The 19,840-nt window shown below is 62.7% G+C and carries 22 protein-coding genes and 1 pseudogene; 8 read left to right on the top strand and 15 right to left on the bottom strand.

Going from position 1 to position 19,840, the window contains the following annotated elements; all coding sequences use genetic code 11:
- The first annotated feature begins 29 nt into the window (after nt 1-29).
- Both CO667_RS09255 and CO667_RS09250 read left to right on the top strand, forming a co-directional pair.
- Nucleotides 30-746 (top strand): YdcF family protein, encoded by a 717-nt coding sequence (locus CO667_RS09255; RefSeq protein ID WP_097618073.1) that lies wholly within the window; start codon nt 30-32, stop codon nt 744-746.
- A 126-nt stretch (nt 747-872) separates the two neighbouring features.
- The gene (locus CO667_RS09250) at nt 873-1,670 is read left to right on the top strand and encodes a 1-acyl-sn-glycerol-3-phosphate acyltransferase (protein WP_097618072.1); all 798 of its coding nucleotides are present in this window, start codon (nt 873-875) and stop codon (nt 1,668-1,670) included.
- Here CO667_RS09250 and CO667_RS09245 read toward each other — a convergent pair whose 3' ends face one another.
- Nucleotides 1,671-2,201, bottom strand: coding sequence for a gamma-glutamylcyclotransferase (locus CO667_RS09245; protein ID WP_097618071.1), 531 nt, complete (start codon nt 2,199-2,201; stop codon nt 1,671-1,673).
- Nucleotides 2,202-2,251: 50 nt separating this feature from the next.
- On the opposite strand from CO667_RS09245, the gene CO667_RS09240 reads away from it, so the two are divergent.
- Nucleotides 2,252-3,268, top strand: coding sequence for a DUF2125 domain-containing protein (locus CO667_RS09240; protein ID WP_097618070.1), 1,017 nt, complete (start codon nt 2,252-2,254; stop codon nt 3,266-3,268).
- Nucleotides 3,269-3,281: 13 nt separating this feature from the next.
- Here the strand turns inward: CO667_RS09240 and CO667_RS09235 are convergent.
- The 4 genes and pseudogenes from CO667_RS09235 to CO667_RS09220 form a co-directional block, all read right to left on the bottom strand.
- Nucleotides 3,282-3,553 (bottom strand): annotated as a pseudogene (locus tag CO667_RS09235) (hypothetical protein).
- A 9-nt stretch (nt 3,554-3,562) separates the two neighbouring features.
- The gene (locus tag CO667_RS09230) at nt 3,563-4,489 is read right to left on the bottom strand and encodes a prephenate/arogenate dehydrogenase family protein (RefSeq protein WP_097618069.1); all 927 of its coding nucleotides are present in this window, start codon (nt 4,487-4,489) and stop codon (nt 3,563-3,565) included.
- A complete protein-coding gene (gene hisC, locus CO667_RS09225; protein ID WP_179874101.1) occupies nt 4,486-5,583 on the bottom strand; it encodes a histidinol-phosphate transaminase in 1,098 nt (365 codons plus the stop codon). The genes CO667_RS09230 and hisC overlap by 4 nt, the downstream gene beginning before the upstream one ends.
- Nucleotides 5,584-5,674: 91 nt before the next feature.
- Entirely contained in the window at nt 5,675-6,451 is a 777-nt protein-coding gene (locus CO667_RS09220) for a class I SAM-dependent methyltransferase (protein WP_003582647.1), read from the bottom strand.
- Nucleotides 6,452-6,504: 53 nt separating this feature from the next.
- On the opposite strand from CO667_RS09220, the gene gloB reads away from it, so the two are divergent.
- Both gloB and CO667_RS09210 read left to right on the top strand, forming a co-directional pair.
- On the top strand, nt 6,505-7,275 hold the full coding sequence (gloB, locus tag CO667_RS09215; RefSeq protein ID WP_097618067.1) for a hydroxyacylglutathione hydrolase: 771 nt from the start codon (nt 6,505-6,507) through the stop codon (nt 7,273-7,275).
- Nucleotides 7,276-7,698 (top strand): cupin domain-containing protein, encoded by a 423-nt coding sequence (locus CO667_RS09210; protein ID WP_097618066.1) that lies wholly within the window; start codon nt 7,276-7,278, stop codon nt 7,696-7,698.
- Between the two features lie 2 nt (nt 7,699-7,700).
- Here the strand turns inward: CO667_RS09210 and CO667_RS09205 are convergent, their stop codons facing one another.
- Nucleotides 7,701-8,588 carry an EamA family transporter gene (locus CO667_RS09205; RefSeq protein ID WP_097618065.1) on the bottom strand — a complete coding sequence of 296 codons (888 nt, stop codon included), beginning with the start codon at nt 8,586-8,588 and terminating at the stop codon, nt 7,701-7,703.
- Between the two features lie 31 nt (nt 8,589-8,619).
- Entirely contained in the window at nt 8,620-9,399 is a 780-nt protein-coding gene (locus CO667_RS09200; protein WP_097618064.1) for a DUF3108 domain-containing protein, read from the bottom strand.
- Between the two features lie 241 nt (nt 9,400-9,640).
- Between CO667_RS09200 and rpmB the strand changes: the two genes are divergently transcribed.
- Nucleotides 9,641-9,937, top strand: coding sequence for a 50S ribosomal protein L28 (gene rpmB / locus CO667_RS09195; RefSeq protein WP_008527777.1), 297 nt, complete (start codon nt 9,641-9,643; stop codon nt 9,935-9,937).
- Between the two features lie 112 nt (nt 9,938-10,049).
- On the top strand, nt 10,050-10,685 hold the full coding sequence (locus CO667_RS09190) for a VUT family protein (RefSeq protein ID WP_097618063.1): 636 nt from the start codon (nt 10,050-10,052) through the stop codon (nt 10,683-10,685).
- Between the two features lie 9 nt (nt 10,686-10,694).
- Here the strand turns inward: CO667_RS09190 and CO667_RS09185 are convergent, their stop codons facing one another.
- From CO667_RS09185 to CO667_RS09165, 5 genes are all read right to left on the bottom strand, one after another.
- Nucleotides 10,695-11,261: an adenylate kinase gene (locus CO667_RS09185; RefSeq protein ID WP_097618062.1), complete on the bottom strand. Its 567-nt coding sequence runs from the start codon at nt 11,259-11,261 to the stop codon at nt 10,695-10,697.
- Between the two features lie 68 nt (nt 11,262-11,329).
- Nucleotides 11,330-12,352 (bottom strand): esterase-like activity of phytase family protein, encoded by a 1,023-nt coding sequence (locus CO667_RS09180; protein ID WP_097618112.1) that lies wholly within the window; start codon nt 12,350-12,352, stop codon nt 11,330-11,332.
- A gap of 16 nt (nt 12,353-12,368) precedes the next feature.
- A complete protein-coding gene (cobT, locus tag CO667_RS09175) occupies nt 12,369-14,270 on the bottom strand; it encodes a cobaltochelatase subunit CobT (protein ID WP_097618061.1) in 1,902 nt (633 codons plus the stop codon).
- Nucleotides 14,271-14,283: 13 nt separating this feature from the next.
- The gene (gene cobS, locus CO667_RS09170) at nt 14,284-15,276 is read right to left on the bottom strand and encodes a cobaltochelatase subunit CobS (protein ID WP_097618060.1); all 993 of its coding nucleotides are present in this window, start codon (nt 15,274-15,276) and stop codon (nt 14,284-14,286) included.
- A gap of 307 nt (nt 15,277-15,583) precedes the next feature.
- On the bottom strand, nt 15,584-16,201 hold the full coding sequence (locus tag CO667_RS09165; RefSeq protein ID WP_097618059.1) for a J domain-containing protein: 618 nt from the start codon (nt 16,199-16,201) through the stop codon (nt 15,584-15,586).
- Nucleotides 16,202-16,303: 102 nt separating this feature from the next.
- Here CO667_RS09165 and CO667_RS09160 point away from each other — a divergent pair, with 102 nt between their 5' ends.
- On the top strand, nt 16,304-16,588 hold the full coding sequence (locus CO667_RS09160; RefSeq protein WP_179874100.1) for a BolA family transcriptional regulator: 285 nt from the start codon (nt 16,304-16,306) through the stop codon (nt 16,586-16,588).
- A 101-nt stretch (nt 16,589-16,689) separates the two neighbouring features.
- Here CO667_RS09160 and CO667_RS09155 read toward each other — a convergent pair whose 3' ends face one another.
- The 3 genes from CO667_RS09155 to CO667_RS09145 are packed head-to-tail and all read right to left on the bottom strand — an operon-like array spanning nt 16,690 to nt 19,711.
- Complete coding sequence (locus CO667_RS09155) at nt 16,690-18,003, bottom strand: HlyC/CorC family transporter (protein WP_097618058.1); 1,314 nt, start codon at nt 18,001-18,003, stop codon at nt 16,690-16,692.
- Nucleotides 18,000-19,124: a 3-dehydroquinate synthase gene (gene aroB / locus CO667_RS09150; RefSeq protein ID WP_097618057.1), complete on the bottom strand. Its 1,125-nt coding sequence runs from the start codon at nt 19,122-19,124 to the stop codon at nt 18,000-18,002. Before aroB ends, CO667_RS09155 begins: the two co-directional genes overlap by 4 nt.
- Nucleotides 19,121-19,711, bottom strand: a complete 591-nt coding sequence (locus tag CO667_RS09145) for a shikimate kinase (protein ID WP_097618056.1) — start codon at nt 19,709-19,711, stop codon at nt 19,121-19,123. Before CO667_RS09145 ends, aroB begins: the two co-directional genes overlap by 4 nt.
- Nucleotides 19,712-19,840: the final 129 nt, after the last annotated feature.

The following is a 19,840-nucleotide window of genomic DNA, read 5'->3' as shown; positions in this document are numbered from 1 at the left end:
GCGCCCCAATCAGCGTATAGTCACGATTCATGACCATGGGAGATACGACACCCAACCCGATTCACCAGGACCCGGAGCTTGCCGGCCCGGCGGCTTTGCCGCCGCGGCGCGGGCTGATCCGCCGCCTGCTGCGTTGGGGCGGCTTTGCCTGCGTGCTGGCAATGGCGCTGGTGTTCGGCGGCTTCCTGCGTTTTGCCGATTCCGTCACGACGCTGAAGCCGCCGGCCGAGCCGAAAGCGGATGCCATCGTGGTCCTGACGGGAGGCTACCAGCGCATCGACCAGGCCGTGGAACTGCTGCAGAAGGGTGCCGGCAAGCGCTTGCTCATTTCCGGAGTCCACCCGACGACGACGCCGGCGCAGATCCGCAGGATGACGCAGGGTTCGGCCGATCTCTTCTCCTGCTGTGTCGATATCGGCTACGATGCGATCGACACGATCGGCAATGCCGAAGAAGCTTCCAACTGGATCCACGCCAAGGGATACCGCAGCGTTCTGATCGTCACCAACAACTACCACATGCCGCGAAGCCTCGCCGAACTCTCCTATGTCGATCCCGACATCGAGTTCATCGCCTATCCCGTGGTCAACTCGGATTTGAAGAGCCGTAACTGGTTCACCGATCCGAATGCGATGCGCGTCATGCTGGCCGAATATGTGAAAGTGCTGCTGACCGGCGCCCGCAACATCACCGGCTTCGGCCGTCACACCGGGCTGCGCTCGGCCAGTGCGTCCGGCCAGGACTAAAGCATTTCCGTGACTCGGAGAAATTACGAAATGCTTCAGGCTTTTGCATCGAGGCGTCATCAAACGCTTTTTATGACGGACAATATCGTGTAGGCCGGTCGCGTGAGCATGCCTCGGGAAAGTTTCATGATCGCCCTGCGTTCCGTTCTCTTCAACACGATCTTCTACGCCAACCTGATCATCCGGATGATCGTGCTTTCGCCTTATTATTTCGTGGCGCCGCGCCTGACCGCTTATGCGATCCCGAAGAACTGGGCGCGGTCCAACCACTGGCTGATGCGGGTGATCGTCGGTACGACCTTCGAGATCGAGGGTCTGGAGAACCTGCCTGACGGTAGCTACATCCTGGCGCCGAAGCACCAGTCCTTCTGGGATACCTATGCGCTACTGCCCTGGCTGAAAGACCCGGTCTACATCCTGAAGCGCGAGCTGATGTGGATTCCGCTGTTCGGCTGGTATGCCAAGAAGCAGCGGGTGATCCCGGTCAATCGCGGCGCCCGCGGCAAGGTGATGGTGGAAGTGCTGAAGCGCACCAGGCAAGAGCTTTCGACCGGCCGCCAGCTGATCATCTATCCCGAGGGCACCCGCCGTCCGCCGGGCGCGGAGCCGCTCTATAAATACGGCATCGCCCGCATGTACCGCGACCTCGACATCCCGGTCGTGCCGATCGCCATGCATCCCGGCCTCTTCTGGCCGCGGCGGAGCTTCCGCCGTTATCCCGGCCATTTCAAGGTGAGGATCCTGCCGCCGATCATGCCGGGAATGGATCCGGACGCCTTTTTCGCCCACCTGATCGAGGTGACGGAGCGGGCAAGCGACGAACTCCTCATCGATACCGTCGAACGCAATCCGCATCTGCCGCTGCCGCCGACGGCGATCGAACGGCTGGCGGAACTCCGTAAGGTGAAGGCAGCGACGGCCTGATCAGGCGGCGCGCAGCCGCTCCACTTCACTGACGACCTGCTCCAGCCACTGATCGCGAATGCCCATCTGCCTCAGATGCGCCAGCGTGTTGAAGACATAGGCATCGTTCGGCCCGGACTGGCCGGTGGCCTCGTTGACCACGCGCGCCGCCTCAAATGCGTCGAGCGTCCCGGCATATTGTTCATGGTCGCGATCGGCAACGTAGGTCACCGCCTCCACCCTGCGGCCTCCGGCAAATTGCAGCCGCACCCGGCGCTCCAGATAGACATTGGTGACCAGTTCGCGGGCGCGGAGATAATCGATCACCTCGTCCCATTTTTCCGATGAAATACGGAAAGCCATGCCGCGGCAGGCGCCGCCTCTGTCGAGGCCGAGGACGAGACCCGGACTGTCGCGCGTGCCGCGATGGACAAAGGAGCGGACGCAGAGCGAACGCCTGTAACCATGCACCAGAGCATCCGCCCGTTCCAAAAACTCGAAGCCCGGATTCCACATCAGCGAACCGTAGCCAAACACCCAAAATTCGTCCATATCGCACGCCAGACCGGAATCACATTTGCGATTCACCATTGGAGAACATCATGGCAGCGTCAAGCCGATCCGGCAGCGGCCAATCCGGCAGCGGCAAGAAATTCTGGTTGCTGGGTGGCGGCGTCCTCCTGGCGATCGCGCTTTATACCGGCGGCTGGTTCTATGCGGCATCGGCATTGAAGACCACGGTGCTGAAAGCGATCGCGCCGCGCGGAGAGGCTGGCGTCAGCGGCGAATGCTCCGATATCGAATTCCGCGGCTATCCCTTCCGCATCGGCCTATTTTGCTCCAAGATCGATATCGACGACAATATCAACGGCGTCTCCGCCACCTTCGGCGCACTGCGCTCGGCAGCCCAGGTCTACGCGCCCGGCAATATCGTCTGGGAGCTCGATTCGCCGGCCGAGATCCGCACCACCAATGGCCTTTCGATCTCGGCTCAATGGACGAACCTGCAAGCGAGCCTAGCGACCAGGCTGCGGGGTATCGACCGCAGCTCGACCGTCATCGAGGGTCTGAAGGCGACGGCCGTCTCCTCCTATACCGGCCAGACCATGAGCTTCGATGCCGCTCGCACCGAAATCCATCTGCGTCAGAACGGCGCCGATCTGGATGGCGCGATCTCGGTGCAGGATGCCAACACGGCGATCAAGGACTGGCCGCAGATCTTCCCGAAACTGTCCGCGAGCATCGACCTGACCATCGCCGGCAAGGCCGGCCTGATCGACGGCAGCGATCCGAGCGGCCTCAACGGTGCCAGCGGCGAACTGCGCCGCATCGTCGCCGACATCGGCGACGGCAAGGTGATGACACTGACCGGCCCCTTCTCCTTTGACGATCAGGGTCTGCTCTCGGGAAAATTCAAGCTGGAGATCGAACAGCTCGGCCCCTGGGGCCACAGCCTGAAACAGGCCTTCCCGGATATCGCCTCGACCGTCAACACGGCCACGAAGCTCCTGAAGGCGCTGGCCAACGGCAGCGACAAGGTCTCGGTCGATCTCGTCGTCGATCACGGCAACGCCACCGTCAGCGGCTTCATCCCGCTCGGCCGGATTCCACCGATCTGACGTATCTCGCCTCTCAGCCTATCGGCTTGATGAAAAAGACCTCCGGCACCGATTGCACGCTTGGCAGCTCGATCGCACCGGTTTCGGTAAATCCGTTGCGGCGATGCCAGTCCTGCGGCCGGCTTTCATCGCATTCGCTCGACGTCATCAGCAAACGGGCGCCCTCATCGCGCATCGCCTCTTCCCAAGTGAGAAACAGCGCGATACCCACGCCTTGCCGGCGCTGGCATCCTCGCGAGCCAGCCAGTCGACATCCGCCTGACTTGCGCTCGCCACCGCCACCATCGCGGGCCGCTACTTCTTATCCAGCGCGTGGGGGCGGCCGAAATCCGGTGCATCGACATCCTGGCCGGCCTGGACGATCGACCGGCGGATGGCGCGCGTGCGGGTGAAGAGTTCGAAAATCTTATCGCCCTCGCCCCAGCGGATCGCACGCTGCAGATAGGCCAGATCCTCCGAGAAACGCGCCAGCATTTCGAGGATCGCATCGCGATTGTGCAGGCAGACGTCGCGCCACATGGTCGGGTCGGAGGCAGCAAGGCGGGTGAAGTCGCGAAAGCCGGAGGCCGAATATTTGATGACCTCGGACTCCGTCACCGTCTCCAGATCGTCGGCGGTGCCGACGATGTTGTAGGCGATGATATGCGGCAGGTGCGAGACGATCGCGAGCACCTTGTCGTGATGCTCCGCATCCATCTCGTCGACCTTCGAGCCGAGTGCTTCCCAGAAGCTGCGCAGTCGCTTCATCGCCGCCTCGTCGGTGCCTGCGACCGGCGTGAAGATGCACCAGCGGCCTTCGAAAAGGCCGGGAAAGCCGGCATCCGGGCCGGATTTTTCCGTGCCGGCCAGCGGATGGCCGGGAATGAAATGCACATTATCCGGCATATGCGGCAGCATCTGCGCGATGACCGAGGCCTTGGTGGAGCCGACATCGGTGACGATAGCCCCGGGTTTCAGGCTCCCAGATATTTCTTTCGCCACACTTTCCGAAGCGCCGACCGGCACCGAGACGATCACCAGGTCGGCATCCTTGACGGCATCGGCCGAAGACGTCGTGTAGCGGTCGCCGAGACCGAGTTCCTCGGCACGCTTCAGCGTATCGGCGCTGCGCGTCGCGACGACGATCTCTGTTGCAAGACCGAGCCGCCTGATGTCGTAGGCAAGCGAAGAGCCGATCAGGCCGATGCCGATCAGCGCGATACGATCGAACTGCACGTTCATGCGTTGCGTCCCATGAATTCGGTGAGCGCGGCGATGACGCCGCGGTTGGCCTCTTCGGGGCCGACGCTCATGCGCAGCGCATTGGCGAAGCCATAGCTGCGTACGGCGCGCAGGATGTAGCCGCGGCTCGTCAGCAAATCGTCCGCATCCGCGGCGCGCTTGCCGTCGATCTCGGGGAAATGGATGAGGACGAAGTTGGCGACGGACGGCGTCACCTTCAGGCCGATCGCTTCGAGCGCCTGGGTGAGCGTCTCCACCCACATCTGGTTGAAGGAGACGGCCTGCTGGACGAAGGCCTGGTCGCGGATGGCCGCAGCACCGGCGGCAATTGCCGGTGCGTTCAAATTGAAGGGCGCGCGCACGCGGTTCAACGCGTCGACGATCTCGACGGGCGCATACATCCAGCCGACACGCAGCGCCGCCAGGCCGTAGGCCTTCGAGAAGGTGCGGGTCATCACCACGTTGGCATTGGAGGAGACGACCTCGATGCCGGCTTCATAATCGTTGCGGCGCACATATTCAGCGTAAGCCGCGTCGAGCACGAGAACGACATGCTTCGGCAGTCCGGCCTGCAGGCGGCGGATCTCGCTGACCGGAACATAGGTGCCGGTGGGATTGCCGGGATTGGCGATGAAGACGAGCTTGGTCTTCTCGGTCACTGCGGCCAGGATCGCGTCGACATCGACGGTATAATCCTTTTCCCTGACGACGACAGGTGTGGCACCCGCGCCCATGATCTGGATCTTGTAGACGAGGAAGCCGTGCTCGGTGATGATGGCCTCGTCGCCGGCGCCGAGATAGACATGGCAAAGCAGACCGAGCAGTTCGTCGGAACCGTTGCCGCACAGAATGTTTGCCGGATTGAGACCGTGCACCGCAGCGATCGCCTCGCGCAGTTCGATCGCCTGCCCGTCGGGATAGCGCCCGAGATCGCCACCGGCGGCCTTGAAAGCCTCGATCGCCTTCGGGCTGGCGCCGAGCGGCGTTTCGTTGGACGAGAGCTTGTAGACGCGGGCAACGCCCGGCGCATGTTCCTTGCCCGGCACATAAGATGCGATATCGAGAATACCGGGACGCGGAACGGGCTTGCTCATCTCAACGCTCATGGGATCGACCTTGGAATTTGCCGGAAATTACCCCGTGGCATTAAAGCGGAATGCGGTTCTTGTCGAGAGCCGGACGGCCTTACCGGTTGCGGGTGGTGGGTACACCGTGTGGGGCAAGAACCGGCACGAAGACGCGGCGCGAGGCGCGCGCCGCAACCGGCAGCCCCTGATAGAGCCGCTTCTGCGCCTCGACGATAATGACGCCGGAGAAGGCCGGCCACAGCGTCCGGCCGATCCGTTCGAAGGCGCGGCGCAGGCGCAGGATGGTCCGGAGCTTCGAAGGCGGGAAGAACAGCGCTTCGGCGGTTGCGCCCGGGGTGAAATTCGTCTCGCGCAGCAGATGCGTCAGCTGGCCGCGCGAATAGGGGCGGCCCGAGCCGAAAGGCGTATGCTCCATGCGGGCCCAGACGCCGCGCCGGTTCGGCACGACGATAACCAGCCGTCCGCCCGGCGCCAGCACCCGCCAGAGCTCCTTCAGCGTCTCGCGCGGGCTTTCGGCGAATTCCAGCGAATGCACCATCAGCACCCGGTCAATCGAGGAATCCGGCAGCGGCAATTCCTCGTCGAAAACAAGCGTCGTCGACGAGAGCGAGCCCATCGGCCAGTTCACCGCCCCCTGCCCGGCCGGCATGAAAGCAAAGGTGCGCTCGGTATCGGCCTGGAAGCGGTCGAGGAAGGGCACGGCATAACCGAGGCCGACCAGACGCTCCTGCGGCAGCCGCACCCAGAGCGAGGACAGCGCCATGGCGATCGACTGCTCGGCAAGACGCCCGAGCTCGGAGTGATAGAACTGGCGTAGGTCGACGATATCGGCGTGCATTGCGATAAATGTTATCAGCGGGCGGTTGGACTTCAAGGCCGGAACCTCTACATTTCCGCAAGACTCGCATGACAAGGGATTATTGAACGATGAAACCGTTGGAATTAGACGTTTTTCTCTGCCGCACCGACAATTTCGGCGTTCTCGTCCACGACCCGGAAACAGGCTTTACCGCGGCGATCGACGCGCCGGAGGAGGCGCCGATCCTCAAGGCAGCGGCACGCCGCGGCTGGAAGATCACCCATATCTTCACCACCCACCATCACACCGACCATGTCACCGGCAACCTGGCGCTGAAGGAGCAGTTCGGCTGCGAGATCATCGGCCCGATCAACGAGGCCATCGCCATTCCCGGTCTCGACCGGACGATGGCCGACGGCGACAGCTTCCTGTTCGGCGATCACACGGTCAACGTCATCGAGACACCCGGCCACACCGCCGGCCATATCTGCTATCACTTCGTCGACGATAAGCTGCTCTTTGCCGCCGACACGCTGTTTGCGCTCGGCTGCGGCCGGCTGTTCGAACGCCCGGCCGCCGACATGTGGCATTCGCTGCAGAAGCTCGCCGTGCTGCCCGATGAGACCGCCGTCTATTTCGGCCATGAATACACATTGTCCAACGCCCGCTTCGCCCTGACCGTCGATCCCGGCAATGAGCGGCTGAAGAGCCGTGCCGCCGAGATCGAGGCCTTGCGCGCCGACGGCAAATTCACCATTCCGACGACGCTGGGGCTGGAAAAGGAAACCAATCCGTTCCTGCGCGCCGCCGATCCGGCGATCCGCCGCAATCTGCTGATGGAAGGCAAGACCAACGAAGAAGTCTTTGCCGAGATCCGCAAGCGCAAGGACAATTTCTAAATGTCTCCCGAAGACATCATCCGCGCCCTCGGCATGCAGCCGCATCCCGAAGGCGGCTGGTATGTGCAGACATTCCGCGATGCAGCGGGTGGAGACCGCGGCCACTCGACGGCGATCTACTACCTGCTGACCAAGGGACAGCGCTCGCACTGGCACCGCGTCCACGACGCCGCCGAAGTCTGGCACTACTATGCCGGCGCGCCGCTCGCGCTGCATCGCTCGCAAGACGGAACGGCAAGCGAGACCCTGACGCTCGGCACGAACCTGGCCGCCGGCGAGCGGCCCCAGGCGATTGTTGCCGCCAATTGCTGGCAATCGGCCGAAAGCCTCGGCGACTTCACCCTGGTCGGCTGCACCGTCTCGCCCGGCTTCGAATTTTCAAGCTTCGAGATGGCGCCGCCCGGCTGGAAGCCCGGCGGCTGAGATCATTCGGCTGCCACGGGCGGCTGGACCTTGCGGCGGAACATATCCTGGGCGGCCAACACCGCCCCGCCGGTGACGAGCAGGCAGGCGAAAGCGATGCGCCAGCTCGGCTCGGCAAACCCGAACAGCGTCAGGATCAGCGTCGAAAGCAGCGGTGCGGCATAACTGGCCGCGCCGAGGATCTGGATATCGCCGTTCTTGACGCCGTGATCCCAGGCGTAGAAGGCAGCCCCCACGGGCAAGAGCCCGAGCCCGGCGACGGCGAGCCATTCGAAGCCGGTTGCCGGCCAGACGGTCGTCTCCAGGCCGAGATGGCAGAACAGCGACAGGATGGAGGTCGCAAGGCAGAAGCCGGTGACCACATCCGTGGAGACGGCGTCGAAACGCCGCGTCAGCAGCGAATAGCCGGACCAGGTGAAAGCGCTGAGAAAGGCGGCCCCGTAACCAACCGCATAGGCGCCGTCGAAATCGATGCCGTTGCGGCCGACGATCAGGAAGGTGCCGCAAAGCCCGGCAAGCGCCCCCGCCAGATGATACCAGCGCAGCCGTTCGCCCGGCAGCAGCGCCGAACCGACGACGATCAACAGCGGCCAGAGATAGGCGACCAGCCCCGCCTCCACCGCCGGCGCGTTCCGCAGCGCGGTGAAATAGAGAAAATGATAGCCGAACAGGCCTGCAATACCGATCAGCCAGACCTTGGCCGGCTGCTTCAGCAGCGCCAGCCGTGACGGGTTGACGATCAGTACGGCGAGGCCGGGAATGCTGCCGATCGCAAAGCAGATGGCCGAAAGCTGGAACGGCGGCATCTTGCCGGAGGCGGCCGTCAACAGCGCCAGGAACGACCACATCAATATGGCCGTAAAACCGATCAATGTCGCGCGAAGCTTCACCCGTCCCCCTTCACGGAGGCAACAAGCTCCGTCAGCTGTTGCTGCCGTATTTGACGGCAGTGATCGTCACCATTCCATATTCGGTTGGAATGCGCACATAGACCGGAGCATATACATTTGCGGCGTCCGACTTGGCAAACCAGATTTCCATCCGGTCGCTCTTGCTGAGATAGACGATGTCCTTGCGGCCCTTCTTGTAACCCGAGCGCGGCACGAAGCGCACGCCGCAGACAACAGCCTTGCCCTTGAAGCCGTTGGTCGAGAAATCCTCGTCGCCCTTCGGCGAGAGCACCAGATCCATGCGTGTCTCGCCGTCGAAGATCGGCAGCGTCTGCGAGCAGACCTTGGTGTCGCCGGTGAAGACCAGGCCGGAGATCGGATCGAGCACCGAGCGCATGTCGCGCGGCGTCACATCGATCCAGTTCTTCGGACGTTTTGGCGGCGGTGTCGTCGTCGCCGAGATGATGTCGCCGTTGCGGTAGCTGACCTCGTAGACGCGGGCCTTCTTGCCGCTCTTGTAATAGAGCGAATATTTTTGCGCCTGCAGCTTGTCGTCTCGCACGACGCCGGTGACGCTGGTCTTGGCTGAAATCGTCGTGATGAGATCGGCAAGACCGGCCGAATTGATGCTGCCGGCGATCTTGTAGCTGTGATCGTCCTCGATCTCGGTCAGGAACGCGGCGCGCGCGATCGGCAGGCCGGCGAGCGTCACCCGGTATTCCGTCCGATGCTGGATTTCGGCCGCCGATGCCGGTATGGCAAGAAGCGCTGTGATGGCCGAAATGAAAATTCGTCTGCCCGAATGAGCCATGAATAAAGCCTTGTCTTGCCGCGCGCCGGCAGCCTTTGCCGAGCGCTCTATACTCCTGCCGTGAAGGGAAGAAAACAGCAGCTTTTTGACAGAATTGCGGGAAAGGCCAAGGTTTGGCTTGACGCGCGCAGCCTGTCTGACTATAGAACCGCAACTTTCCAATCATGCCTGTTGGATTGCGCGCCTGGTTTTGCCGGGAATGGCAATTCGATGGCCCGACAAAAACAAGAATAGGTGTTCCATGTCCCGCGTGTGCGAATTGACCGGCAAGGCCGTCCTGACTGGTAACAATGTCAGCCATGCCAACAACAAGACCAAGCGCCGGTTCCTGCCGAACCTGTGCCAGGTCACGCTGATCTCAGACGCTCTCAACCAGCGTTATCGTCTTCGCGTTTCGGCTGCTGCTCTTCGCTCCGTCGAGCATCGTGGCGGCCTCGATGCCTTCCTGATCAAGGCAAGCGAAAACGAACTGTCGATGCGCGCACGCCTGCTGCGCCGCCAGATCGTCAAGAAGACCGCCGAAGCCGCTGCTGCGTAAGCTTCCGCTCTTCTTTCATACGGCTTCAAAAGGCTTGCACGGATAAAACCGGTCAGGCCTTTTGCTTTGCCGGTTTGACCCTCCAACTGGTGGCATCACCCAGGATAAAAAAATGCTGAAGACGCGCTATACCATCGCCTACGTCGCCCTGATGACGCTTGTCGTCGTCGCCTCGAACTTCCTCGTCCAGTTTCCGCTGAACGCCGAAGTCGCCGGCATCAACCTTGCCGACATCCTGACCTGGGGCGCCTTCTCCTATCCGGTCGCCTTCCTGATCACCGACTTGACCAACCGCCAGTTCGGCCCGCAGGCAGCCCGCAAGGTCGTCTTTGCCGGCTTCGTCGTCGGCGTTAGCCTCTCCTTCTTTACCTCGGTGCCGCGCATCGCCATCGCCTCCGGCTCGGCCTATCTCGCCGGCCAGCTGCTCGATATCGCCGTCTTCAACCGCCTGCGCCGCCAGGCCTGGTGGCGCGCGCCGCTCATTGGCTCGCTGATCGGCTCGGCGCTCGATACGGTGATGTTCTTCTCGCTGTCCTTCGCCGCGTTTTTCGTCTTCCTCGGCCCGAACGAACCCTTCGCGCTGGAAGCCGCTCCCGTCCTCGGCGTCTTCGCCACGGAGGCGCCGCGCTGGATTTCCTGGGCGATCGGCGATTTCGCCGTCAAGATGATCGTCGGCCTGGTCATGCTGCTGCCCTATGGCGCGCTGATGAATGTGCTGCGGCCGATGCAGGCCGCTCGCGCCGGCTGAGCAGCGAAATCACCGACGCCGCCGGACCGCACCGGCGGCGATCGCCGGATGCAGAAGCACCTCCGCAGTCAGATCGTCTATCTCTCGCGATGAATCGAGCCGCAACACCGGCGACGTCTGCGTTTCCAGCCATTGCTCATGCGCCGCAAGGCTGCGGCGTTCGGGACCTGATGTATCGTAACTGGCCGCCCATTCCAGGAATTCCCCGCTTTTCACCTCCATGTCGCCGCCGGGTCCGATTCTGTTGCCGTATCGGGCAATCTCCCGCGCACAAATGCGCGCCATTCGAAGCTCCGGCTCGATCCTGAGGAACACGATCAGATCATAGAGCGGCTCGAGCGGCCCTCCCCATTTCAGCGCCGATCCCGAGAGAACCCAGCCTCCAGGTCGTGCCGTCTCCTCAAGAAGCAGCCGAATGCGCTCGTCGGCATCCCTTGGCGTCGTGAACGGCGGATCGGTCGGCAGCCAGAAGAAATCATCGGTGTCGAGATGGGCGATATCGAGCTTTTCGGCAAGCGCAAGGCCGAGCGATGTCGTGCCGGAACCGGACGCGCCCATGACATGGATATGCACCATGATTTCCCTCCGATAGCGGCTTCAAGCCGGCCGGCTGCGGTTCAATCCGATAGCCAAAGCTTGTGACATCAGTCTGACGCAGCCTGCTTCACATTGTCGGAAAGTCGGAATTCCAGCATCAGATTGCGCTGCAGGATCGAATGATTGTCGTCCGATACCAGGATAATATGGGTCGTGCCGTCGGCAGCCTGGAAAGCGTCGAGGCCTTCCATATTGTCGATCTGCGAGTTGAAGTTGCCTTCGAGCAGCAATTCGCCGTCGACGACGGCGCCGGGCCTGATATCGCCGCCCTTGATGCGCCGAAGGCGCATGCCGATGCCTTCGGCCATATTGAAACGCCGCTCCAGCAGCAGCAGGTCGCCGTTCGGCAGGAAGGCGCCGTCGGTGACGTCGAAGCTGCCGTCCCGCTCGACCGCAAACCGCCCTTTCAGCGGCCCGCTCAGAATGGCCGCCAGCCGGTTGCCGTCGCCGTCGAGACCGCGTTCGGAGACGATGACCACGCCGCCCTTGAGCGGGCTCGATGCCGGCGCCACGGCGATGGTCTCGATACCGCGATTGTCGCTCAGCATCTTCCGCGGGATGAGGATCGGCAGAGTGCCGATCGCGCCCGATTGGGCAAAACCGGGGTCGGGATAGATATCGACGCGATGGCGCTGCTCGAAGGAGACCAGGATCCGGTCACCGTCGAGCGCCAGGCCCTCGGCGTCCATGTGTCCCTTGCCCTCGAAGCTGCGTCCGGCGCTGTTCTTCATCGGCGTGATGACGACATTGGCAAGACCCGAAAGCCTGCCCTTGGCGTCGCGCTCGATGCTGCCGGTCAGCCACTGGCCGGTATCGAGCACCACGATGAAATGTTTTTGATCTTGCCGGAAGCGGATGGAGGAGAGCGAGCCGAACAGCGCTCTGCTGGAGACCATCTCCAACCCGCCGAGAAACTCCAGCGATCCGAATTTCGTCTCCGAAGAGCCGATCCTGAAATCGGAGATTTGCCGGCTAATGACCGGCACATCGTCGGCGGCCCATGACGGGCAAGCGCTGGCGGCGATGCAAAGGGCAATCGACGCCGCGCGGCGGAGCCGCCGACCGATCATCTTTCTTCCAGCGGCGTCAGCCGGCACGACGGAGCCGGCCGCCACGCGGCTGGGTGGATTGATCTTCGAACAGCGAGGCCAGCTGCTCGGTCATCGCACCGGCGAGCTCGTCCGCATCGACGATCGTCACGGCGCGGCGATAGTAGCGCGTCACGTCGTGACCGATGCCGATGGCCAGCAGTTCCACAGGCGAGCGTGTCTCGATCTGTTCGATGACCGCGCGCAGGTGCCGCTCGAGATAATTGCCCGGATTGACCGACAGCGTCGAATCGTCCACCGGCGCCCCGTCCGAAATCATCATCAGAATGCGGCGTTGCTCACGGCGGGCGAGCAGGCGATTATGCGCCCAGATCAGCGCCTCGCCATCGATATTTTCCTTAAGCAGGCCCTCGCGCATCATCAGCCCGAGATTGGCGCGTGCCCGGCGCCAGGGCGCGTCGGCCGACTTGTAGATGATGTGGCGCAGATCGTTGAGGCGGCCCGGCGTCTGCGGCTTGCCGCCGGCAAGCCAGCTTTCGCGCGCCTGTCCGCCCTTCCAGGCCTTGGTGGTAAAGCCGAGGATCTCGACCTTGACGCCGCAGCGCTCCAGCGTGCGGGCGAGAATGTCGGCGCAGGTGGCGGCGACCGTGATCGGCCGGCCGCGCATCGAGCCGGAATTGTCGATGAGCAGGGTGACGACGGTGTCGCGGAACTGGGTGTCGCGCTCCATCTTGAAGGAAAGCGCCTGCATCGGATCGATGATGATGCGCTGCAGCCGGGCCGGATCGAGATAGCCCTCTTCCAGGTCGAAATCCCAGGAGCGGTTCTGCTGCGCCATCAGGCGGCGCTGCAGCCGGTTGGCGAGGCGGCCGACCGCGCCCTGCAGATGCGCCAGCTGCTTGTCGAGGAAGGCGCGCAGGCGTTCCAGCTCGGCGGCGTCGCAAAGTTCCTCGGCGGTGGTGATCTCGTCGAACTCTTCGGTAAAGACGTGATAGTCGACCTTCTCGTTGAAATCGGCGAAAGGCGTGTTCGGACGGCGGGTCTCGCCCGGCGTTTCCGAATCGTCCTCGCCCTCTTCCATCATGTCGTCGTCGGAGATTTCGGCGCCTTCGGTCTCGCCGTCCTCCATCTGCTCGTCGGCGACTTCACTGTCCTCGACGGGGGCGGCATCGGTGCCGGCATCCTCGTCGACCTCGTCCTGATCCTGCTCGTCGCCGCTCGGCTGGTCGTCCTGCTCCGACTGGTCGTCATTGTCGGCGTCGCTGTCGTCGTCGCCGTATTCCTCGGCCATTTCCATGGCCGACAGCATGTTGCGGATGACCTTGGCGAAGGCCTGCTGGTCGTTGATCGCGCTCGACAGATTGTCGAGTTCAGCCCCCGCCTTGTCCTCGATGAAGCCGCGCCACAGGTCGAGCACCTTGCCGGCGGAAGCCGGCGGGCGCTGGCCGGTTAGCTTCTCGCGCACCATCATCGCCACGGCTTCGCCGACCGGTGCATCTTCCTGGCGCTCGATGCCGGTGAAATTCGCCTTGGAATATTTCTCTTCCGTCATGGAGCGCAGGTTCGCAGCCATGCCCTCCATGCGCAGCGCGCCGATCGACTCGACGCGCGCCTGCTCGACGACGTCGAAGATCGCCCGGGCGTCCGAGCCCTGCGGCGCCATCGTCGAATGCACCTTCTCATCATGGCAGGCAAGGCGCAGCGCCATGGAATCGCCGAGCCCGCGGGTCACCGCCAGCTCATGCGCCGTCGGCCGCTTGGAAAGCTCCGGCAGCCGGATGCGCTCGCCGGTCATCCCCGGCCGTTCGTTGGCGAAGGTCACCTCGACATCGCCGTCGCCGGCGATCGAGCGCACGCAGCCGGATATCGCCCGGCGTAATGGCTCGACGTCGACGGGCGCGCCGGGCTTTGCTTTCGAATTGTCACCGCGAGCTGCCATGATCGGTCGGGCCTCAGGCTCCGAGAACGATATTGGCGGCACTTTCCTTCAGCTCGACGCCGAAGGCGCGCTGATAGTGCTCAGCGACCAGCGGACGCTCCAACTCGTCGCATTTGTTGAGGAAAGTGACGCGGAAGGCGAAGGCGAGATCGCCGAAGATCTCGGCGTTTTCAGCCCAGGTAATGACGGTACGCGGACTCATCACGGTCGAGAGATCGCCGTTCATGAAGGCGGCGCGCGTCAGGTCGGCGACCCGCACCATCTTCGAGACGGTGTCGCGTCCTTCCCTGTCCTTGCCGAAGCTCTTCACCTTGGCAGCGACGATATTCACTTCGTGATCGTGCGGCAGGTAGTTCAGCGTCGTGACGATCGACCAGCGGTCCATCTGTGCCTGGTTGATCTGCTGCGTGCCGTGATAGAGGCCGGTGGTATCCCCGAGGCCGATCGTGTTGGCGGTCGCAAACAGGCGGAAGGCCGGGTGCGGCCGAATGACGCGGCTCTGGTCGAGCAGCGTCAGCCGGCCGGAGGATTCCAGCACGCGCTGGATGACGAACATCACGTCCGGGCGGCCGGCATCATATTCGTCGAAAACAAGCGCGACATTGTGCTGATAGGCCCAAGGCAGGATGCCGTCCTTGAATTCGGTGACCTGCAGCCCGTCCTTGACGACGATCGCATCCTTGCCGACGAGATCGATACGGCTGACATGGCTGTCGAGGTTGATGCGCACGCAGGGCCAGTTGAGGCGCGCCGCCACCTGCTCGATATGCGAGGACTTGCCCGTGCCGTGATAGCCGGAGATCATCACGCGGCGGTTATGGGCGAAGCCTGCGAGAATGGCGAGCGTCGTTTCGCGGTCGAACAGGTAGTCGGGGTCGAGGTCCGGCACATAGGCGTCGCCCTTGCTGTAGGCGGGAACGCGGATGTCGGAATCGATGCCGAAGGCCTCGCGGACCGAAACGGTGGTATCGGGCAGTTCTGATATATCAAGGTCGATCTTGCTCATCATGTCTCCAAGGCGGGTGATGCCACCCGGCCATACTGTCTCGCCATGTCGCAACCGTGACGCCGCGAATATATTCCGCGCCCGTCCAGGTCGGAACGTCGGCGATACTTCTCCGGGACTGAAACGAAACCTCGGCGGGATAATGACCGCGTGCGAGCATTCTTGAAAGAGTCCCGGACAAGAAACGCCGCGTCCGGAAGGTCGGCGGAGGCGATGTCGGGAAAACGCACAAAAATGAGCCGCGTTTGCCTGCGGCCTCAGCCGATTTGGACCATACCCGATTGAAGCCCAAGAGCAAGGACGGGAATTAACAAAAACCGTTCTGCTTCAACAATTGATAGGCCTGGATGACGGCGCGGAAACGTTCCTCCGAGCCGCGGTCGCCGCCATTGGCATCCGGATGGTGCTTCTTGACCAGTTCCTTGTAGCGGCTCTTGATCTCCGCCGAGGTCGCATTGGCATCGAGACCCATCGTTTCGAAGGCTTTGGTTTCCAGCGATTTCAGCTTGCGCGCCTGGGGAAAACGCGGCCCGCTGCCCTTGCCGCCTTCCTTGACGAAACCGAAGGGATCGCGAACGCGCGTATAGGCGCCGGAGCGCACCTCCGAATGCAGCGGACTGTCCTTCGCCGCCTTGTTGACTCCGACGGTCCATGTCGGCCGGTGGCCGGTGATCGCCTCTTTCTGGTAGCGCGCGATCTCGCCGTCGGAAAGACCGGAGAAATAATTGTAGCCCTTGTTGTAGTCCTTGACGTGCTCGAAGCAGAACAAAAAGAACTGGCCTTCCGCATTGCGTCCGACAGGAGCGCGATGCGAGCCTTTCTTGTCGCAGCCGTCCCACTGACAGGTGGGCGGCGCCTGCTCCGGCTCCGGCTCGCGTTTGCGGCGTGTTCGGATGCGATCGAAATATTTTGAATCAAGTCTCATGACGGCGCTAATTATGGGGCTGTCGCGAAGCGACAACAAGAATTGACAAACGGGTTTGTTGCTGGCTTGGTGGGAACCTTTTTCGCGAAGCAGCAAGACTGGATGATGACCCTGCGAACCCGCATCGAAGAAAAACTAATCGAAGCCTTCGCGCCCGAACGCCTGAGCGTCATCGACGAAAGCCATCTGCATGCCGGCCATCAGCCCGATATCACCGGCACCGGCGAAACCCATATGCGGGTGAGGGTCGTTTCGGCAAAATTTACCGGCATGTCGCGGCTGGCGCGCCACCGGGCGATCACCGACCTGTTGAAACCGGAACTTGATGCCGGCCTGCATGCGCTGGCCGTCGAACCGGCGGCACCCGGCGAACCGACCCGCTGGTAGCGGCACTGCAGCCTATATAGGCATTGGCGGCCCGCGATCCTACAGCGCCGCGCGTCTTTTCAGACGCGCAAAGGACGCTGTAGCAATTTGAATTGCTCGGATCAGGCAGGCTTTGCGCCGTCTTCCCCCGCGGGACGGATGCGCAGCTTGGTGATGCGGTTCTTCTCGCGCTTCATGACGATGAAGCGTTTGCCGTAGAAGGTGAAGGCTTGGCGCTCTTCCGGGATGGTCATCGATTCGTGGATGACGAGGCCGGCAATCGTCGTCGCCTCCTCGTCGGGCAAGTTCCAGTCGAGCGCGCGGTTCAGGTCGCGGATCGGCACGCCGCCGTCGACGACGACGGAACCGTCGGCCTCCTGGCGCACGCCCTGTATCTCGATATCGTGCTCGTCGGAAATATCGCCGACAATTTCCTCGAGAATATCCTCCAGCGTGACGATGCCCTGCACCTCGCCATATTCGTCGACGACGACGGCGAAATGCTGCTTGCGCCGGAGGAAGGCGTTGAGCTGGTCTTCGAGGTTGGTGCTGTCGGGCACGAACCACGGCTTCTGCGCGATTTTCACGATATCGAGGTTCTGCGGCTCCATGTTCGGCTCGGCAAGCGCCCGCAGCAGATCCTTGGCGTGCACGACGCCGATGATGTTGTCGATCGTGCCGCGCCACAGCGGCATGCGCGTATAGGGGCTTTCGAGAATGGCGCGCACCACCGCTTCGGGCGGATCGTCGGCGTTGATCGCCCGCATCGCCGTGCGATGGACCATGATGTCGGAGAGTTCAAGCTCGCCGAGATCGAGCACGCCGCCGAGGCGGTCGCGGTCGGCCTTCACCACCGATCCCTCGCGGTGCAAGAGGTCGACGGCGCCGCGCAGCTCCTCATGTGCCGTCAGCATCGACATCTCCCGCGAGAGGTTGATGCCGAACAATGCAAGGATCCGACGCACGATCGCGTTGACGAAGGAGGAAACCGGGCCGACGACGAGGACGAAAAGCCTGGCCGGAAATGCGACGGCGAGCGCGAAGCGTTCAGGCCTCGAAATCGCCCAGCTCTTCGGCAGCACTTCGGCGAAGATGACCAGGATGACGGTCATGGCCAGCGTCGCCAGTGCCACGCCGGAACTGCCGAACAGCCCGAGGAACAGGCTGGTGGCGATCGAGGAGGACAGGATGTTGGCGAGATTGTTGCCGATGAGCAGCGCGCCGATCAGCCGGTCGCGCCGCTCGATCAGCTGCCGGACAAGGCCGGCGCGTTCGTCGCCGTTCACCTCAAGCGTATGGATGCGGCTGCGCGAAACGGCGGTCAGAGCGGTCTCGGAGCCGGAAAAAAAGGCGGACATCAGCACGAGCGCCGTGATCGAAAGGATTTCCGGCCAATATGTCGCGAGAAATGCCAGCGCGCCTTCAATCGTCGTCAAGGATGTTTTTCCCGGAGAAAGCTGATCACTTCGGAAGCCGGAACGTCATCGGCGACGAAGGACTGGCCGATGCCGCGCGTCAGAATGAAGGTGAGCTTGCCGCTCTTGACCTTCTTGTCCTGCGCGATCGCATCCATCAGCGTTTCGGCCGGCGGCAACGCGCCCGGAATCTCCGCCATGTGCGTCGGCAAGCCGACCGCCTTCAGGTGCTGTTCGACGCGCCGCGCATCGTCGGGGCTTGCCAGGTTCATCCGCGCGGAGAATTCATGCGCCAGCACCATGCCGATCGAAACGCCCTCGCCATGCACGAGACGGGAGCTGTCATAGGCGGTCGCCGCCTCCAGCGCATGGCCGAAAGTATGGCCGAGATTGAGCAGCGCCCGCTGGCCGTTCTCGCGCTCGTCGGCAACGACGACGTCGGCCTTCGCCTGGCAGCTCTTGGCAATCGCCTCGATGCGTGCCGAGCCGCCTGTAAAAACCGCTTTCCAGTTGGCCTCCAGCCAGGCGAAAAAATCCGGCTTGTCGATCAGACCGTATTTGGCGACCTCGGCGTAACCGGCGCGGAATTCGCGCTCGCTCAGCGTATTCAGCACATCCGTATCGGCCAGAACCAGGTCCGGCTGATGGAAGACGCCGATCAGGTTCTTGCCGTGGCGGGAATTGATGCCGGTCTTGCCGCCGACGGAGGAATCGACCTGTGATAGCAGCGAGGTCGGCACCTGCACGAAGCGCACGCCGCGCCGGACGATGCCGGCCGCAAATCCCGAGAGATCGCCGATGACGCCGCCGCCGAGCGCGATGACGTAATCGTTACGCTCGACGCGGGCTTCCAGCACCTTGTCGCAGGCGGTGATCAGATGTTCGAAGCTCTTGGTCTTTTCGCCGGCCGGCAGGACTACCTCAGCCGAGGCGATGCCCGCTTGCTCCAGACTTGCAACGAGGGCCTTGAGATAGAGCGGAGCGACATTTTCGTCGGTGATGACGGCCGCCTTGCGGCCCTTGAGGCGGGAGGCGATCTCGGCGCCGGCCCGCGCGATCAACCCCGGCCCGATCAGGATATCGTAGGCGCGCTCGCCGAGCGGCACATGCACCGTCTGGATGTCGGAGGTTATCGCATTCATGACGCTGCACTTTCCTTCTGAGCTTCGATCACGGCCATCAACACCTCGTCGGCCATGATTTCCTTGCGCACGTCGCGCGACAGCACGGTGAGATCTGCCTCCGCATAGATCGGATAACGGGCATTCATCAGGTTTTCGAGCGTCTGCTTCGGATTTTCGGTCTTCAGCAGCGGCCGCGTGTCGCGCTTGTTGACCCGGTCCCAGAGCACGTCGAGATCGGCCTTCAGCCAGACGGAAAGGCCGCCCTTCTTGATGCGTTTGCGCGTCCGCTCGTTGATGAAGGCGCCGCCGCCGGTGGAGACGACACGCGGCCCGCTTTTCAGCAGCCGTTTAACCACCCGCGTTTCCAGCGCCCGGAACTCTTCCTCGCCATAGGCGGCGAAAAGTTCGGGGATCGTCATGCGCGACACCCGCTCGATCTCGACATCGCTGTCGATGAAAGGAATGCCGAGCTGGCTGGCGACGATGCGGCCGACGGAGGATTTGCCGGCGCCCATCAGGCCGACAAGGATCAGATTGCGTGAACCGAGCGCGGCGCGAGCTCTGTCTTTCAAGCTGTCAGCAACGGTCAGCAGTGGTTCACTCATCGGTCCATTCACACTTTGTTTGCAAACCGTATCGACAAATGCAGATGGAGCGTCAAGTCGCGAACAAGGGAATCATGGCTTGAATACCGCTTCTTGCACTTGCAGATACGCTTCTTATAACAGAAGCAG

Origin of the sequence: Rhizobium sp. L43, assembly GCF_002531725.1 — a bacterium.
GTDB lineage: Bacteria > Pseudomonadota > Alphaproteobacteria > Rhizobiales > Rhizobiaceae > Rhizobium.
The sequence above is the reverse complement of the archived record's forward strand: the minus strand, read 5'-3'. Positions and strand labels throughout refer to the sequence as shown.